General features: G+C 69.0%; 16 protein-coding genes. 12 read left to right on the plus strand and 4 right to left on the minus strand.

All coding sequences use genetic code 11. From position 1 onward, the window contains the following. Window positions 1-56: 56 nt before the first annotated feature. Together QMZ26_RS11800 and QMZ26_RS11805 are read right to left on the minus strand one after the other, a co-directional pair. Window positions 57-863, minus strand: a complete 807-nt coding sequence (locus QMZ26_RS11800; RefSeq protein WP_283221549.1) for an amidohydrolase — start codon at window positions 861-863, stop codon at window positions 57-59. A gap of 13 nt (window positions 864-876) precedes the next feature. Further along, on the minus strand, window positions 877-2,025 hold the full coding sequence (locus QMZ26_RS11805; protein ID WP_283221550.1) for a pyridoxal phosphate-dependent aminotransferase: 1,149 nt from the start codon (window positions 2,023-2,025) through the stop codon (window positions 877-879). 186 nt (window positions 2,026-2,211) lie between these two features. On the opposite strand from QMZ26_RS11805, the gene ccmA reads away from it, so the two are divergent. From ccmA to QMZ26_RS11860, 11 genes are all read left to right on the plus strand, one after another. Further along, window positions 2,212-2,874, plus strand: coding sequence for a heme ABC exporter ATP-binding protein CcmA (gene ccmA / locus QMZ26_RS11810; protein ID WP_079222490.1), 663 nt, complete (start codon window positions 2,212-2,214; stop codon window positions 2,872-2,874). Then, window positions 2,871-3,566, plus strand: coding sequence for a heme exporter protein CcmB (gene ccmB / locus QMZ26_RS11815; RefSeq protein ID WP_079222491.1), 696 nt, complete (start codon window positions 2,871-2,873; stop codon window positions 3,564-3,566). The genes ccmA and ccmB overlap by 4 nt, the downstream gene beginning before the upstream one ends. 43 nt (window positions 3,567-3,609) lie before the next feature. After that, window positions 3,610-4,362, plus strand: a complete 753-nt coding sequence (gene ccmC / locus QMZ26_RS11820; RefSeq protein ID WP_283221551.1) for a heme ABC transporter permease CcmC — start codon at window positions 3,610-3,612, stop codon at window positions 4,360-4,362. Then, window positions 4,359-4,547 (plus strand): heme exporter protein CcmD, encoded by a 189-nt coding sequence (ccmD, locus tag QMZ26_RS11825; RefSeq protein WP_108758223.1) that lies wholly within the window; start codon window positions 4,359-4,361, stop codon window positions 4,545-4,547. Before ccmC ends, ccmD begins: the two co-directional genes overlap by 4 nt. Continuing rightward, complete coding sequence (gene ccmE / locus QMZ26_RS11830; RefSeq protein WP_079222494.1) at window positions 4,544-5,005, plus strand: cytochrome c maturation protein CcmE; 462 nt, start codon at window positions 4,544-4,546, stop codon at window positions 5,003-5,005. The genes ccmD and ccmE overlap by 4 nt, the downstream gene beginning before the upstream one ends. Further along, the gene (locus QMZ26_RS11835; protein ID WP_283221552.1) at window positions 5,006-6,925 is read left to right on the plus strand and encodes a heme lyase CcmF/NrfE family subunit; all 1,920 of its coding nucleotides are present in this window, start codon (window positions 5,006-5,008) and stop codon (window positions 6,923-6,925) included. 8 nt (window positions 6,926-6,933) lie between these two features. Next, on the plus strand, window positions 6,934-7,551 hold the full coding sequence (locus QMZ26_RS11840; RefSeq protein WP_079222496.1) for a DsbE family thiol:disulfide interchange protein: 618 nt from the start codon (window positions 6,934-6,936) through the stop codon (window positions 7,549-7,551). 31 nt (window positions 7,552-7,582) lie between these two features. Next, entirely contained in the window at window positions 7,583-8,005 is a 423-nt protein-coding gene (locus QMZ26_RS11845) for a cytochrome c-type biogenesis protein (RefSeq protein WP_108747853.1), read from the plus strand. Then, entirely contained in the window at window positions 7,999-8,976 is a 978-nt protein-coding gene (locus QMZ26_RS11850; RefSeq protein ID WP_345782671.1) for a tetratricopeptide repeat protein, read from the plus strand. The genes QMZ26_RS11845 and QMZ26_RS11850 overlap by 7 nt, the downstream gene beginning before the upstream one ends. Window positions 8,977-9,091: 115 nt before the next feature. Further along, on the plus strand, window positions 9,092-10,204 hold the full coding sequence (locus QMZ26_RS11855) for a homoserine O-acetyltransferase (RefSeq protein ID WP_283221554.1): 1,113 nt from the start codon (window positions 9,092-9,094) through the stop codon (window positions 10,202-10,204). Next, window positions 10,205-10,549 carry a DUF1294 domain-containing protein gene (locus tag QMZ26_RS11860; protein ID WP_283221555.1) on the plus strand — a complete coding sequence of 115 codons (345 nt, stop codon included), beginning with the start codon at window positions 10,205-10,207 and terminating at the stop codon, window positions 10,547-10,549. It begins immediately after the preceding gene. 125 nt (window positions 10,550-10,674) lie between these two features. Here QMZ26_RS11860 and cydC read toward each other — a convergent pair whose 3' ends face one another. Continuing rightward, window positions 10,675-12,369, minus strand: coding sequence for a thiol reductant ABC exporter subunit CydC (gene cydC, locus QMZ26_RS11865; protein WP_283221556.1), 1,695 nt, complete (start codon window positions 12,367-12,369; stop codon window positions 10,675-10,677). Further along, window positions 12,366-14,114 (minus strand): thiol reductant ABC exporter subunit CydD, encoded by a 1,749-nt coding sequence (gene cydD / locus QMZ26_RS11870; protein ID WP_283221557.1) that lies wholly within the window; start codon window positions 14,112-14,114, stop codon window positions 12,366-12,368. The genes cydC and cydD overlap by 4 nt, the downstream gene beginning before the upstream one ends. Window positions 14,115-14,338: 224 nt before the next feature. Between cydD and QMZ26_RS11875 the strand changes: the two genes are divergently transcribed. Next, window positions 14,339-15,922: a cytochrome ubiquinol oxidase subunit I gene (locus QMZ26_RS11875; protein WP_200733708.1), complete on the plus strand. Its 1,584-nt coding sequence runs from the start codon at window positions 14,339-14,341 to the stop codon at window positions 15,920-15,922. Window positions 15,923-15,924 lie beyond the last annotated feature (2 nt).

The following is a 15,924-nucleotide window of genomic DNA, read 5'->3' on the forward strand; positions in this document are numbered from 1 at the left end:
GGATGCAGGCACGCGCGCCGGTGCGGCAAGCGTTCAGCCGCCGGTCGAGCGCCCGCTCAGGCGCGCTCGTCCAGATGGAACGCATCGGCATCGAGCATCGCCGGGAAGCGTGCGCGGTGCGCGGCCAGGGCCTCGGCCGAGATGGTGGTGGTGACCACCTGTTCGCGCTCGCGGATCTCCACCTGCGGCTGGCCGAGGAAGTCGATCACTGCGCTGTCGCCGGCGTAGTGCAGCTGGTTGCCGTCCACGCCGATGCGGTTGACCGCGGCCACGAAGCACAGGTTTTCGATCGCCCGCGCGCGCAGCAGGGTCGTCCACGCATAGGCGCGCGCCGAGGGCCAGTTGGCCACGAAGATCTGCAGGTCGAAATCCATCTGCCCTGCCCGCTCCACGTTGTAGCGGTTGCGGCAGAACACCGGGAAACGCAGGTCGTAGCAGACCTGCGGATTGATCCGCCAGCCCTTCCATTCCACGCTCAGGCGGTCGCGCCCGGCGGCATAGCGCTCGTGCTCGCCGCCGTAACGGAACAGGTGGCGCTTGTCGTAGTACTGCAGCCCACCATCGGGCGTGGCGAACAGCAGGCGGTTGTAGACGCCTTCGCCATCGCGCAGCTGCACGCTGCCGATCACCGCCGCGCCCAGCGCCTTCGCCTGTTCGCGCACCCAGGCCACCGTCGGGCCGTCCATGCCTTCGGCCTGGGCGATGGCCTCGTTGGAGAAGCCGCTGGTGAAGGTCTCCGGCAGGATCACCAGGTCGGTGCTGCCGGCCAGCGGCGTCAGCAACGCGCCGTAGTAATCACGGTTGCCCGCCGGGTCATGCCAGCGGGTGTCGCCCTGGACGAGGGAAATGCGCAGGTCCTGCATGGTCGTCAGTTCCTCACAGTAGACGCAGGCGTTCGATCGCCGCGTCCAGGGTCGCTTCGTTCTTGGCAAAGCACAGGCGTACCAGGCGCTGGCCGACCGGCGCGGTTTCGTAGAACGGCGACAGCGGGATGGCAGTGACGCCCTTCTCGATGGTCAGCCACTTCACGAATTCGTGGTCAGGCAGATCGCTGATGGCCGAGTAGTCGACCAGCTGGAAATAGCCACCCGGCACCGGCAGCGGCTTCAGGCGCGTGCTGGCCAGCTGCTCGCGGAAACGATCGCGCTTGGCCTGGTAGAACGCACCCAGCTCCAGGTGGTGCTCGGGCTCGTCGCGGATCATCGCGGCGAAACCATACTGCGCCGGGCCGAAGCTGGTGAAGGTGTTGTACTGGTGCACCTTGCGGAATTCAGCGGTCAGCAGCGGCGGCGCCACGGCGTAGCCGATCTTCCAGCCGGTGCAGTGGTAGGTCTTGCCGAAGCTGGAGATGACGAAGGTGCGCTCGCGCAGTTCGGGATAGCGCAGCGCCGATTCGTGGCGGCGGCCGTCGTAGATGATGTGTTCGTACACTTCATCGGAGATCAGGTAGATCTGCGTGCCCCGCAGCAGGTCGGCCAGCGCCTGCATGTCGGCCTGGTCCAGCATCGCACCCGACGGGTTGTGCGGCGTGTTGACCATCAGCATGCGGGTACGCGGGGTGATCGCCGCGCGCACGCGGTCCCAGTCCACGGCGAAGGTCTGCGGATCCAGCGGCACGTGCACGGCGATGGCGCCGGCCAGTTCGATGGCCGGTTCATAGCAGTCGTAGGCCGGGTCCAGCACGATCACTTCCTCGCCGGCACGCACCACGGCGTGGATGGCGTTGAAGATCGCCTCGGTGGCACCGCTGGTGACGGTGATCTCGGTGTCCGGGTCGATCGTCGCGCCGTACAGGTCCAGCGACTTCTGCGCGATGGCCTGGCGCAGCGGTGCCACGCCGGTCATCGGCGGGTACTGGTTCAGGCCGGCGGCCATCGCCCTGGTGGTTTCGTCGATCAGGCGCTGCGGCGCGGAGAAATCCGGGAAACCCTGGCCCAGGTTGACCGCGCCGTGTTCGGCGGCGAGCTGGGACATCACGGTGAAGATCGTGGTACCGACCTTGGGCAGCTTGGTGGTGGGTTGCATCGGCCTGGGGGAATGGGGAGACAGACCCCTGAGTTTACGCAATCCCTGCTTCGGTAGTGCCGGCCGCTGGCCGGCAACAGCGGCCAGACAACCGGCGCCGGGGGAATTGCCGGCCAGCGGCCGGCACTACCACGGGCATTCATCGCTACAATTGCCGCCGCACTCCGGCACGAAGACCCCTGCCCCTTGAACACCCCAGCATTGCTGGCCGCCAGCGGCCTGAGCTTCTCCCGCAATGACGAACCCGTGTTCGGCCCGCTGGATTTCCACGTGGACGCCGGCGAGGCGCTGCTGGTGCAGGGCGGCAATGGCGCCGGCAAGACGACCTTGCTGCGCGTTTTGGCGGGATTGGCCCGGCCGGGCGCCGGCCAGGTCCGCATTGACGGCAAGCAGGCCAGCAATGCCGAGCGTGCCCGCTATGTCGCCTACCTCAGCCACCTGCCGGCGCTGAAGCCGGACCTGGACACGCTGGAGAACCTGCATTTCCTCTGTGGCCTGCATGGCCGCCGGGCCAAGCAGATGCCCGGTAGCGCGCTGGCCATCGTCGGCCTGGCCGGCTACGAGGACACCTTGGTGCGGCACTTGTCGGCCGGCCAGAAACGCCGCCTGGCGCTGGCCCGCATCTGGCTGTCACCGGCGCCGCTGTGGCTGCTCGACGAACCCTACGCCAACCTCGATCTGGATGGCATCAACCTGGTCAACCGGATGATTTCGGCCCATCTGCGCGGCGGCGGTGCCGCGCTGGTCACCACCCACGGCGCCTATGCTGCGCCGCCGGTCCGCACGCGCCTGCTGGAACTGCGTGCGCCCGGGCAGCCGCCCGCCACCACGCAGGGAGCTGCGGCATGATCGCCCCGGGTACCGAACCGGGCCTGTGGCAGACCGCCCGCGCCCTGCTTTCGCGCGACCTGCGCCTGCTGTGGCGCCGTCGTGGCGATGCGCTGCAGCCGGTGCTGTTCGCCCTGCTGGTGGTGGTGCTGTTCGCCCTGGCACAGGGCCGTGACCCGCAACCGCTGGCCGCCACTGCCGGTGCGGTGCTGTGGCTGGCGGTGCTGCTGGCCGGGCAGCTGGCGCTGGATTCGCTGTTCCGTTCCGATGCCGAGGATGGATCGCTGGAACAATGGCTGCTGGCACCGGTGCCGCTGGCCTGGCTGGTGCTGGTGCGCGTGCTGCTGCACTGGGCCACCACCGCGCTGCCGCTGATCGTGGTCAGCCCGCTGCTGGCGGAAATGCTGCATCTGCCACATGACCAACTGCCGATGTTGCTGGCATCGTTGCTGCTGGGAACACCGGTGCTGAGCCTGATCGGTGGCGTGGTCGCCGCGCTGACCGTAGGCATCCGGCGCTCTGGTATTCTCGTGGCGTTGCTGTCGTTGCCGCTGTACGTACCGGTGCTGGTGTTTGGTGCGGGCAGCCTGGCGGCGGCCAGTCGCGGGCAGGATCCGGTGGGTGCGCTGCTGATGCTGGGCGCAGGACTGGTGGTCGCGTTGCTGCTGGCACCGCTGGCGACGGCTGCGGCCATCCGTATTTCCCTGAGTTGAACGGGCAGAGAGCCAATCCACCCTTGCTGGATAGCCGTCACGCATGAATCCGATCGTCCGCTGGTTCCATCAACTCGGTTCGCCGCCCACGTTCGATCGTTTCGCTGCCCGCTGGTCGCGTGTGTTCTACATCGCCGCGCTGCCGGTGCTGCTGGTGGGCCTGTGGCAGGCGCTGCTGGTGGTGCCGCCGGAGGCACGCCAGCTGGACAGCTTCCGCATCCTCTACATCCACGTGCCCAGTGCCTGGATGAGCCTGTTCGTGTTCGCGCTGATGGCGCTGTATGCCGCCATCGCGCTGATCTGGCGCATCAAGATCTGCGAGATCCTGGCGATGGCCTGCGCGCCGATGGGCGCCGGCTTCACCCTCATCACCCTGCTCACCGGCAGCATCTGGGGCAAGGGCACCTGGGGCACCTGGTGGGACTGGGACCCGCGCATGACCAGCGAACTGGTCCTGCTGTTCCTCTATTTGGGCGTCATCGGCCTGTACCACGCCATCGAGGACCGCCGCAGCGCCGCGCGCGCGGCTGGCTTGCTGGCGATCGTCGGCGTCAGCCTGCTGCCGGTCATCCGCTATTCGGTGGACTGGTGGGGCGGCCTGCACCAGCGCCAGTCGATCAGCGTCTTCGGTGACTCGGCCATCAGCAGCGCGATGATCGCGCCGCTGTGGTGGATGGTGATCGGCACCAAATTCTGGTTCGCCGGCTCGGTGCTGGCCAAGGCACGCGCCGACAACCTCGACCGCGAGGCCGGCAAGGCCTGGGTCGGCCAGCGCGTGGAGGAGACCCGGCAATGACCCACCTGCCCTTCGTGATCGGCGCCTATGCGGTGTTCGTGCTGGTGTTGCTGGCCGATGCCATCGGCTCGTGGCTGCGCCTGCGCGCCGCCCGCCGCCAGGCACAGTCGCGCCAGCAGCGGCAGCAGGCGCGGCAGACCGCCCAGCAGGCCGCGCCGACCCTGTCGGCGGAGCTGGAACGATGACCCCGGTACAGCGCCGCCGCCTGGCCTGGGTGCTGCTGGCCCTGCTCGCCTCCGGCCTGGCGACCGCGCTGGTGGCGATGGCACTGGAACGCAACATCGCCTACCTCTACACCCCGTCGGAAGTACTGCGTGGCGACGTCGATGCGCAGACCCGCTTCCGTCTCGGCGGCATGGTGGTGAAGGGCTCGTTCAACCGCCCGGTCGGTTCGCTCGATGCGCGTTTCGAGGTCACCGACGGCGACGCCCAGCTGGCCGTGCTCACTTCGCGCATCCTGCCGGACATGTTTGCCGAGGGCACCGCCGTGGTCGCCAGCGGTCGCCTGCAGGACGGCGTGTTCGTGGCCGATGAAGTGCTGGCCAAGCACGATGAGAAGTACGTGCCGAAGGAAGTGGCCGACAAGATGGGCGATGCCCATCGCAAGCACGACGTGCCGGTACCGGCCACCGAGGTGCGCTGAGTGCTGCCAGAGCTGGGCCAGATCCTGCTGCTGTGTGCGTTGCTGGCCTCGCTGCTGCAGGCCGGCCTGCCGCTGGTGGGTGCGCAGCGCGGCAATGCGGCGTGGATGGCGGTGGCGCGCCCGGCCGCCTTCGCCCAGCTGCTGCTGGTGGCTGGGGCGTTCGCGGTACTGACCGCCGCCTTCGTGCAGCAGGACTTCTCGGTGCGCTACGTGGCCGAGAACTCCAATTCGCTGCTGCCGATGATCTACCGCTACTCGGCGGTCTGGGGCGCGCACGAAGGTTCGCTGCTGATGTGGGCGCTGGTGCTGGCGCTGTGGACCGGTGCTGTTGCGTTGTTCTCGCGGCACCTGCCCGCCCCGGTGCAGGCGCGCGTGCTGGCGGTGATGGGCGTGGTCAGCGTCGGCTTCCTCGCCTTCCTCATCTTTACCTCCAACCCGTTCCTGCGCCTGAATCCGGCGCCGCTGGAGGGCCGCGACCTCAACCCGCTGCTGCAGGACCCGGGACTGATCATCCACCCGCCGATGCTGTACCTGGGCTACGTGGGCTTTGCGGTGCCGTTCGCCTTCGCCGTGGCCGCCCTGCTGGAAGGCCGCGTGGATGCGCGCTGGCTGCGCTGGACGCGGCCGTGGACCAACGTGGCCTGGGGCTTCCTGACCCTGGGCATCGCGCTGGGCAGCTGGTGGGCGTACTACGAGCTGGGCTGGGGCGGCTGGTGGTTCTGGGACCCGGTGGAAAATGCCAGCTTCATGCCGTGGCTGGTCGGCGCCGCGCTGATCCACTCGCAGGCCGTCACTGAAAAGCGCGGCACGTTCGGCAGCTGGACCCTGCTGCTGGCCATCGCCGCCTTCGCGCTGTCCCTGCTCGGTACCTTCCTGGTGCGCTCGGGCGTGCTGACCAGCGTGCACTCGTTCGCCGCCGATCCCTCGCGCGGCCTGTTCATCCTCGTCTTCCTCTCGCTGCTGGTCGGCGGCAGCCTGCTGCTGTACGTGCTGCGCGCCAGCGGCCTCAGCGTGGACGCCGGTGATCCGCGCCGCGGCTTTACCGCCACCTCGCGCGAAACCCTGCTGCTGGCCAACAACCTGCTGCTGGCCACGGCCTGCGCGATGGTGCTGCTGGGCACGCTGTACCCGCTGCTGGCCGACGCGCTGTCGCTGGGCAAGATCTCGGTCGGCCCGCCCTACTTCGGCAGCCTGTTCCTGCTGCTGATGGCACCGATGGTGCTGCTGCTGCCGTTCGGCCCGCTGGTGAAGTGGCAGCGCGACCAGCCATCGCGTGCATTCGCACTGCTTGCCCCATGGCTGGGCCTGGCCGTGCTGCTGGGCGCGCTGGCCTGGTGGCAGGCACCGCAGAACGGCTGGAAGGCCGGCCTCGGCGTGGCCGCTGCCGCCTGGGTCGGGCTGGGTACCGCGCGCTTCGTCTGGCAGCGCCTGCGCGGCAATGGCCGCTTCACGGCCGAGATGCTCGGCATGATCGTCGCCCACGCCGGCATCGCGGTCTTCCTGGCCGGTGCGCTGCTGGTGGAAGCGCTGAACGTGCAGCGCGAAGTCGCGCTGGCGCCGGGCCAGCAGGTGGTGGTCGGCCGCAACGAAGTGCGCTTCGAGGGCGTGGACCATCGCGAGGGCCCCAACTTCACCGCCGATCGCGGCCACCTGCGGGTGTTCCGCAACGGTCGCGAGCTGGCCCTGCTGCACCCGGAAAAACGCCAGTACGCCAGCGGTGGCCAGGTAATGACCGAAGCCGGCATCGATGCACGCCTGAGCGGTGATGTCTACGTGGCATTGGGCGAGCCGCTGGGCAACAATGCATGGGCGGTACGGGTCCACATCAAGCCGTTCGTGCGCTGGATCTGGCTGGGCGCGCTGCTGATGGCCCTGGGCGGATTCATCACCGCCGCCGACCGCCGTTTCCGCCGTCCGTAGGAGTTTCCATGTCCGAGTCCCCCGCCCCGCGTCCTTCCCGCCCGCTGCCGCCGGTAGCCATCGTGATCGGCGTGCTGTTCTTCTTCGGCCTGCTGGGGCTGATGATCTATGGGGTGATGAAATCGGGCGACCCGCAGCGCGACGTGCTGCCGTCGGCGCTGATCGACAAGCCGGCGCCGGCCTTTGCGCTGCCGGTGCTGCACGACCCCAGCATGACCGTGCGCAGCGAAGAGCTGCGCGGCGCGCCCTACCTGCTGAACGTGTGGGGCAGCTGGTGCGCGGCCTGCCGCGAGGAACACCCGGTGCTGACCCGCTTCGCCGAAAGCAAGCGCGTGCGCGTGATCGGCTACAACTGGAAGGATGAACCGACCGACGCGCTGCACTGGCTGGAAACGCTGGGCAACCCGTTCATGGTCGTGCTGAGCGATGTTGAAGGCCGCACCGCCATCGACTGGGGCGTGACCGCCGCGCCGGAAACCTTCCTGGTCGACGGCAGTGGCATCGTGCGCTGGAAGTACAGCGGCGCGATGACCCAGCAGGTGGTGGACGAAAAGCTGATCCCGGCGCTGCAGAAGATCGAGAAGGCACAGGGCAATGCCGATGCCGGCCTGCACGGCAATCCATAAGCGCGGCCGCGGGCTGCTGCTTGCGCTGCTGATGGCCGCAGCGCTGCCGGCGCTGGCCCAGCAGCCGCTGCACGATCCGCGCCCTCTCGCCTTCCGCGACGCTGCCGAAGAATCGCGCTTCCACGACCTGGCCGCGCAGCTGCGCTGCGTGCAGTGCCAGAACCAGTCGCTGGCCGATTCCAACGCACAGATCGCCCAGGACCTGCGCCGCGAGGTGCTGCAGCTGATGCAGCAGGGCCACGACGACGCGCAGATCAAGCAGTTCCTGGTGGCCCGTTACGGCGAATTCGTGCTGTACCAGCCGCCGCTGCAGCCGGGCACCTGGCTGCTGTGGGGTGGCCCGTTGCTGCTGCTGGGCGCCGGCGGCCTGGTGGTGCTGGGCATCGTCCGCCGCCGTGGCCGCAACGTGGCGCCTGCACCGGCCGGCAACACCGACGAAGGAGATGGCTGGTGAGCAACGCATTGCCGGTGTTGGCTGGCCTGGTGGCTGCGCTGATGGCCGCACTGGTGCTGTGGCCGCTGCGCCAGCAGGGCCGTCGCGGTTTCATGCTGGGCGTGCTGGCACTGGGCGTGGTCGGCGCCTGCCTGTACGTGCTGGTGGGCGACCCGCGCGCCGCACGCATGCAGCCGGCACCATCGGTGGCCACCCTGCGTGATGGCGTGAGCGCACTGCAGCAGGCACTTGAGCGCGATCCGCAGCGTGCCGATGGCTGGGCACTGCTCGGCCGTTCGCAGAGTGAGCTGGGCAACACCGCAGCCGCCGCCGAGGCGTTCGCCCGCGCCGTGGCCCTCGCCCCGGATGATGCCGGTGTGCTGGTGGAAGCCGCACAGGCGCGCGCCCAGGCCGATGCCGGCAAGCAGTTCGATGACACCGCGATGGACTGGCTGCAACAGGCGCGTCGCCTGGCACCGGACGCGGAGCGCGCCAGCTGGCTGCTCGGCATCGCCCTGCGCCAGCGCGGAAAGAACGCCGAGGCCGCCGATGTCTGGAGCAGCCTGCTGCCGCGCCTGGAGCCCGGTGCTGCACAGGCCTTGCAGGCGCAGATCGCCATCGCCCGCGAGGCCGCGGGGCAGGCCACGGATGCGCCCGCGCTGCTGCAGGTTCGCGTACACCTGCCCGCGTCGCTGGCGCAGGGCGACTGGCCGGCCAGCACCCAGGTATTCGTGCTGGCCCGCGCCGTCGGCGGCCCGCCGATGCCGGTGGCCGCACGCAAGCTGCCGCTGGCGGATTTCCCGGCCACGGTCGGGCTGGGTGACGATGACAGCCCGATGCCGACCGCCCCCTTGTCGGCGCACGCCGAAGTGGAGGTGCTGGCACGCATTTCGCGCAGCGGCAGCGCCAACCGCAGCGAAGGCGACCTGCAGAGCGACGTGGTGCGGGTGAAGCTGCCGCATGACAGCGTGGTCGAGTTGCGGTTCCCGTGACCTGCGGCCGAGCATGGGCTCGGCTCTACAGTAGATCCACGCCATGCGTGGATACCGGCCCCAATGGAAACCAGCGTGTCGCCAGCTGCACAGGCGGCCCCGCTAGAATGCCCACATGACCGAATTCATCCCGCCCGGCACCCGCTTCCATGCCCTGCCCTCGCCCTTCCCATTCAAGCGCGGCGGCGCACTGCACGGCGCGCGCGTGGCCTATGAAACCTGGGGCACCCTGGCTGCCGACGGTCGCAATGCGATCCTGATCGTCACCGGCCTGTCGCCGGACGCGCACGCCGCCGCCAACGCCGGCAACCCGGCCCCGGGCTGGTGGGAAGCAATGGTTGGCGCCGGCAAGCCCATCGATACCGACCGCTGGTTCGTGGTCTGCGTCAATTCGCTGGGCAGCTGCAAGGGCTCCACCGGCCCGGCGTCGCAGAACCCGGCCACCGGCGAACCCTATCGCCTCGATTTCCCGGAACTGTCGGTGGAAGACGGCGCGCGCGCCGCCATCGAGGTGGTGCATGCCCTGGGCATCGAGCAACTGGCCTGCGTGGTCGGCAATTCGATGGGCGGCATGACCGCGCTGGCCGTGCTGATGCTGCAGCCGGGTATCGCCCGCAGCCACGTCAACATTTCCGGCAGCGCACAGGCACTACCGTTCTCCATTGCCATCCGCTCGCTGCAGCGCGAAGCCATCCGCCTGGACCCACAGTGGAACGGTGGGCGCTACACCGAAACCGACTACCCCGAATCGGGCATGCGCATGGCGCGCAAGCTGGGCGTGATCACCTATCGCTCCGCGCTGGAATGGGATGGCCGCTTCGGCCGCGTGCGGCTGGATTCGGACCAGACCGACGATGACCCGTTCGGGCTGGAGTTCCAGGTGGAAAGCTACCTCGAAGGCCATGCACGACGCTTCGTGCGCTTCTTCGATCCGAACTGCTACCTGTACCTGAGCCGCTCGATGGACTGGTTCGACCTGGCCGAGTATGCCGATGGGGACGTGCTGGCGGGGCTGGCACAGATCCGTGTCGAAAAGGCACTGGCCATCGGCGCCAACACCGACATCCTGTTCCCGGTGCAGCAGCAGCAACAGGTCGCCGACGGCCTGCGTGCCGGCGGCGCCGATGCGCAGTTCATCGGCCTGGATTCACCGCAGGGCCACGACGCCTTCCTGGTCGACTTCGACCGCTTCGGCCCGGCCGTGCGCGGCTTCCTCGACGCGCTGTAAGTGGCCTGGCGGCGCAACCTGGCGTTGGCCGCGTTCGGCGCGCTGGTCGCGCTGACGCTCTGCGCGGTGCTGCCGCTGTGGCTGGGCGGCTGGTGCCTGCTGGCCAGCGCGGTGTCGTTCGGGCTGTACGGGCATGACAAGCGCGCGGCACAGCGCAGGCAGTGGCGCATTCCCGAGCGCACGCTGCAGCTGCTGGCGTTCGCCGGTGGCTGGCCGGGGGCGCTCCTGGGCCAGGCGCTGTTCCGCCACAAGCACCGCAAGGCGGAATTCCAGTGGGTGTTCTGGCTGTGCGTGGTAGCGAACGTGGCATCGATCGCAGTGATGCTGCGCGAGTTCTCGCGGTAATCGTTCGAACGACGTGGATGCGTGATTGCCGGCCAGCGACCGGCACTACCAGGCGGCACGCGACACCTGTAGAGCCGAGCCCATGCTCGGCTGCTTTCTGCGCGGAGCCGAGCATGGGCTCGGCTCTACAGTAGATCCACGCCATGCGTGGATTCCCGCTCCAGCACGCCATCACGCAACCGGTACTGCGCATCCACCACGCCGTCGGGCAGGTCGTCGTGGGTGATCATCAACAGGCTGCGCCCCTCCAGCAGGCCAGCCAGATCCTGCAACAGCGCGCGCGCGGTATCCACATCCAGGCCTTCGGTCGGTTCGTCCAGCAGCAGGATCGGCGCGTTGCGCAGCAGCGCCCGCGCCAATGCCAGGCGCCGCGCCTGCCCGGCCGACATCGTCGCGCCGTTCTCGCCTACCCACGCCTGCAGGCCGCCATTGCGCTCGGCCCACTCACCCAGGCGCACGCGGCGCAGCACCGCCCACAGGGCGTCATCGCCGGCGTCGGGGTCACCCAGCCGCAGGTTCTCGGCCACGGTGCCGGCAAATACCGGCGCGTTCTGCGGCAACCACGCCAGCTGCCGATGCCAATCGGCCTGGGCGAACCCGCGCAGATCGTGCCCGCCGTAGCTCAACCGCCCTTGCTGCGGATCCCACAGGCGCAGCAGCAGGCTGGACAGCGTGGTCTTGCCACTGCCGCTGTCGCCGCGGATGGCGATGCGCTCACCGGGTGCCAGGGATAACTGCAGGCCCGACAACACCGGCCGCGCCGCGCCCGGCCAGCGGAAATGCACGTCTTCCCACTGCACGGTGGCGGCCTGCGGCACCGCCTGCGGCAGCGACGGATCTTCCACCGCCGGCGCCTGCTCGACGATGGACTGCAGGCGGTCCGCAGCGATGCGGCCGGACTGCAGCGACTGCCACGCCAGGCCCATGCCCGCCCACAACTCGATCATCGCCACGGTCAGGAACACCAGCCCGGCGGCCATCTCCGCAGGAATGCGCTGCTGTTCTGCCGCATGCAGGGCCAGCGCCAGCATCGCCACCAGGCCCAGCCCGGCCACCAGGCCATGCAGGGTGGACGCCGCGATCAGCCGCCAGCGCCGGCGCCGGTCGCGCGAGGCCAGCTGCTTGGCCGCCACGCGCACCTTCAACTGCCACGCGGCATCGGCATGCAGCGCGGTCAGGTCGCCCGCACCCTCCAGCCCTTCGAATGCAGCCGTCCGCAGCGCAGCGCGATGCGCGGCACGATCGGCTTCTTCATGGTCATGGCCGCGCACGCCCAGCCACGGCACGCCGAAGCCGATCAGCAGCGCCAGCACGGCCAGCAGCACGGCGGCCGAGGGCAGGATCATCGCCGCCGCACCCACCGCCACCAGCGACAGCGCACCCAGCGCCACCAGCGGCCCGATGGCGCGCACCAGCAGGCCATCGACCTCGCCGATATCGCCCAGCAGGCGGGCCAGCAGTTCACCGGTGCGCGTGGCCCCCAGCCGCGCCGGTGCCAGCGGCAGCGCGCGCCGGAAGAACCACACGCGCAGGTCGCGGGCGATGCGCAGGGTGGCATCGTGGCCGACCAGCTTTTCGAAATAGCGCGACACGATGCGCGCCATGGTCAGCCCGCGGATGCCGGCCGAAGGCGAGAAGAAATTGAAACCCTGCGCCAGCCCTGCCGCACCGGCCAACGCGGCGGCGGTGAGGAAACCACCGGACAGGCCCAGCAGCGCGGTGCCGGCCAGCATGGTGATCCACAACAGCAGCACCGTCAGCAGCAGGCGCGGCCGGTGGCGCAGGAACACCGCGCGCAGCGAATCGGGCGAACGGCTCATGCGCTCACCGCCTGGGCCGGGTCGACCAGGCGTCCTTCGGGCAGCAGCAGGCAACGGTCGGCCCAGGCGATCACCACCGGGCTGTGGGTGGCCACCACCACGCTGCGGCCGCGCGCGTAGGCGGCCAGGCTGCTCAACAACGCGGCTTCGGTATCGGCATCGAGGAAGGCCGTGGGCTCGTCCAGCAGCAGCACCTGCGGGTCGCGCAGCAGCAGCCGGGCCAGGCCGATGCGCCGGGCTTCGCCGCCGGACAGGCCGAAGCCGCGCTCACCGATCACGGTGTCCAGCCCATCGGGCAGGCGCTGGGCGAACTGCAGCACCTGCGCCGCCTCGGCCACCGCGCGCAGGCGTGCATCGCTGGCCGCGGGGTCGGCCAGGCGCAGGTTGTCGGCAATCGAGCCATGGAACAGATAGGGACGCTGGCTGGCATAGGCCACCTGCACGCCAGGGCGCAGCTGTACCCGTCCCGCACGCGGCGGCAGCCACCCGGCCAGCGCTTCCAGCAGCGTGCTCTTGCCCGAGCCACTGGGGCCGACAAGCGCCAGCCGCTGCCCGGGCTCCAGCCGCAGGTCCACGCCCTGCAGCACATCGTGCGGGGCACCCAAGGGGCGCAGCACCAGCCCCTGTGCCAGCACCGGCGGCAAGGCCGCCTCGGCCGGCTCCACCGCCAGCGGTGCGACCGGCACCTCGGCCATCACCGGCTCGTCCGGCAGCGAAAGCAGCAGGCGCTCCACCTCGGCCGCTGCGGCCAGCGCGTTGGCGCGGTCGTGGTAATGCGCGGCCAGCCGCCGCAGCGGCGCGTAGAACTCCGGGGCCAGCAGCAGGCAGAACAGGCCCGCGCCCAGCGTCGGCACCGCAGCATGCAGCGACATCAGGCCCAGGTAGCTCAGGCCCAGGTAGAGCGCGACCATCGCCACGCTCACCGAGGCAAAGAATTCCAACACGGTGGATGACAGGAACGCGATGCGCAGCACCTTCATCGTACGCACGCGCACCCCTTCGGCGGCGTCCTCGATACCGGCCAGTTCCGCCTCGCCACGCCCATACAGGCGCAGCAAGCCCAGGCCCTTGATGCGATCGGCGAAGTGGCCGCTCATGCGTGCCAGTTCACCCAGCTGTGCGCGCCCGGCCGCTTCGGCGCCCCAGCCCACCAGCATCATGAAGAACGGCACCAGCGGCGCGGTGAACAGCAGGATCAGCGCCACCACCCAGTCGACCCAGGCCACCGCGGCCAGGATCAGCAGCGGCACCACCACTACTTCGGTACGCACCGGCAGGAAGCCGCTGTAATAGCTTTCGATGGCATCGCCGTGGTGCAGCATCAGCTCGCCCAGCTCACCGGTGCGGCGCTGCCGCAGCCACAGCGGGCCGTGGCCGAGCAGGCGCGCGAACACACGCTCACGCAGGGCCAGCCGGGCGGCATCGGCCACATCACCGGCGGCGGCCTGGGTGGCGCTGCCCAGCAGCGTGCGCAGCACCAGGATGACGGCCAGCGCGGCCAGGACCGGCAGGCCGCTGGCCAACGGCGCGCGCTCCACCAGCACGGTCTGCACCAGCCAGGCGATCGCCGCGGCCTGGCCGACCAGCAGGGCGCCGGAGAGGCTGATGCACAGGGCGGCCAGGCGCTGCCGGCCACGCGCGGCATGGGCCAGGCCGGCCAGCCACGCCGTGCGGGCGCGCCGCTGCAGGGCCGATTCTTCTTCTGCGGTAGGTGGCTCGGCAGCAGTGGGTTTGGCAGCGCTCAAAGTCTTCACAGATGGCAGGGAATGCCCCGCATTGTAGGCGCAGGCAACAGTGTCCCCCTGCGGCCGGCGGTCGCAGTGGTCACGGGAATGGCATACGATCCTCTTGGGTTCCCATTCATACATTGATCTGGATCAAGGCTGTTTGAAGTAGTCGGTCACATCATTCACCCGTAGACCACCCTTCCCGCCACCCGCAACGGCACTATCCACGAGGTAGCCAGGCCATGATTGATCAGACAGTCGTAGAACTGTCGCGGCTGCAATTCGCTCTGACCGCGATGTACCACTTCCTATTCGTCCCGCTCACGCTTGGCCTGTCCTTCCTGGTGGCCATCATGGAGAGCGTGTACGTCATGACCCGCAAGCAGGTCTGGCGGCAGATGACCCTGTTCTGGGGCACGCTGTTCGGCATCAACTTCGCCATCGGCGTGGCCACCGGCCTGGTGATGGAATTCCAGTTCGGCATGAACTGGTCGTACTACAGCCACTACGTGGGTGACATCTTCGGTGCGCCGCTGGCCATCGAAGGCCTGATGGCGTTCTTCCTGGAAGCTACCTTCATCGGCCTGTTCTTCTTTGGCTGGAAGCGCCTGAGCCCGGTCAAGCACCTCACCGTCACCTGGCTGATGGCGCTGGGCACCAACCTGTCGGCGGTGTGGATCCTGATCGCCAACGGCTGGATGCAGAACCCGACCGGTGCGGTGTTCAACCCGGACACGATGCGCATGGAAGTGGTGGATTTCGCCGCCGTGCTGCTCAATCCGGTGGCACAGGCCAAGTTCGTGCACACCGTCAGTGCCGGCTACGTGACCGGCGCCATCTTCGTGATGTCCATCAGCGCCCTGTACCTGCTGCGCAACAAGCACAAGGACATGGCCCGCCGTTCGTTCGCGGTGGCCGCCGCCTTCGGCCTGCTGTCCTCGCTGTCGGTGGTGGTGCTGGGTGACGAGAGCGGCTATGCCGCCAGCGAGCACCAGAAGATGAAGCTGGCCGCGATCGAAGCAATGTGGGAAACCGAGCGTGCGCCGGCCGACTTCACCGCCTTCGGCATTCCCAACCAGGCCACCCACCAGAACGATTACGCGATCAAGATCCCGTACCTGATGGGCCTGATCGCCACCCGTTCGCTGGACCAGCCGATTCCCGGCATCCTGGAACTGGTGGAGCGCGCCGAGCACCGCATCCGCGGTGGCCAGATCGCCTATGGCGCGCTGGAGCGGATCAAGAAGGACAAGACCGACCTGCAGGCGCGCGAGATGTTCGACCGCCACTGGCAGGACCTGGGCCACGGCCTGCTGCTCAAGCGCTACCGCGAGGACATCCTCAACGCCACCCCGGAGGAAATCTCCAAGGCGGCGATGGATACCGTGCCGCGCGTGGCACCGCTGTTCTGGACCTTCCGCATCATGGCGGGCCTGGGCTTCTACCTCATCGCCTTCTTCGCCCTGGCGTTCTACTACTCCTGCCGCAACAACTTCCAGGACAAGCGCTGGTTCCTGAGGCTGGCCGTGTGGAGCCTGCCGGCGCCGTGGATCGCGATCGAATGCGGCTGGTTCGTGGCCGAGTACGGCCGCCAGCCGTGGGCGGTGGATGGCGTGCTGCCCACCTTCTACGCGGCATCGGGCCTGGCCCTGCATGAAATCCTGACCACGCTGGCGGTGTTCACCGCGCTCTATACGGTGCTGCTGATCATCGAGATCAAGCTGATGCTGAAGGCGATCCGCACCGGCCCGGACGACATCCTGCCGACGCTGCAGGCTGACATCCGGCCTGTTTCCCCCACTGCAGCCGCTGCCGGACAGGCCTGAGG

The sequence above is a fragment of the Stenotrophomonas sp. PFBMAA-4 genome (assembly GCF_030053215.1).
Lineage (GTDB): Bacteria > Pseudomonadota > Gammaproteobacteria > Xanthomonadales > Xanthomonadaceae > Stenotrophomonas.

Coding starts and splice junctions, on each gene's coding strand:
- QMZ26_RS11800 (WP_283221549.1), bottom strand. CDS start 863: ATGCAGGACCTGCGCATTTCCCTCGTCCAGGGCGACACCCGCTGGCAT.
- QMZ26_RS11805 (WP_283221550.1), bottom strand. CDS start 2,025: ATGCAACCCACCACCAAGCTGCCCAAGGTCGGTACCACGATCTTCACC.
- ccmB (WP_079222491.1), top strand. CDS start 2,871: ATGATCGCCCCGGGTACCGAACCGGGCCTGTGGCAGACCGCCCGCGCC.
- ccmC (WP_283221551.1), top strand. CDS start 3,610: ATGAATCCGATCGTCCGCTGGTTCCATCAACTCGGTTCGCCGCCCACG.
- ccmD (WP_108758223.1), top strand. CDS start 4,359: ATGACCCACCTGCCCTTCGTGATCGGCGCCTATGCGGTGTTCGTGCTG.
- ccmE (WP_079222494.1), top strand. CDS start 4,544: ATGACCCCGGTACAGCGCCGCCGCCTGGCCTGGGTGCTGCTGGCCCTG.
- QMZ26_RS11840 (WP_079222496.1), top strand. CDS start 6,934: ATGTCCGAGTCCCCCGCCCCGCGTCCTTCCCGCCCGCTGCCGCCGGTA.
- QMZ26_RS11845 (WP_108747853.1), top strand. CDS start 7,583: ATGGCCGCAGCGCTGCCGGCGCTGGCCCAGCAGCCGCTGCACGATCCG.
- QMZ26_RS11855 (WP_283221554.1), top strand. CDS start 9,092: ATGACCGAATTCATCCCGCCCGGCACCCGCTTCCATGCCCTGCCCTCG.
- cydC (WP_283221556.1), bottom strand. CDS start 12,369: ATGAGCCGTTCGCCCGATTCGCTGCGCGCGGTGTTCCTGCGCCACCGG.
- QMZ26_RS11875 (WP_200733708.1), top strand. CDS start 14,339: ATGATTGATCAGACAGTCGTAGAACTGTCGCGGCTGCAATTCGCTCTG.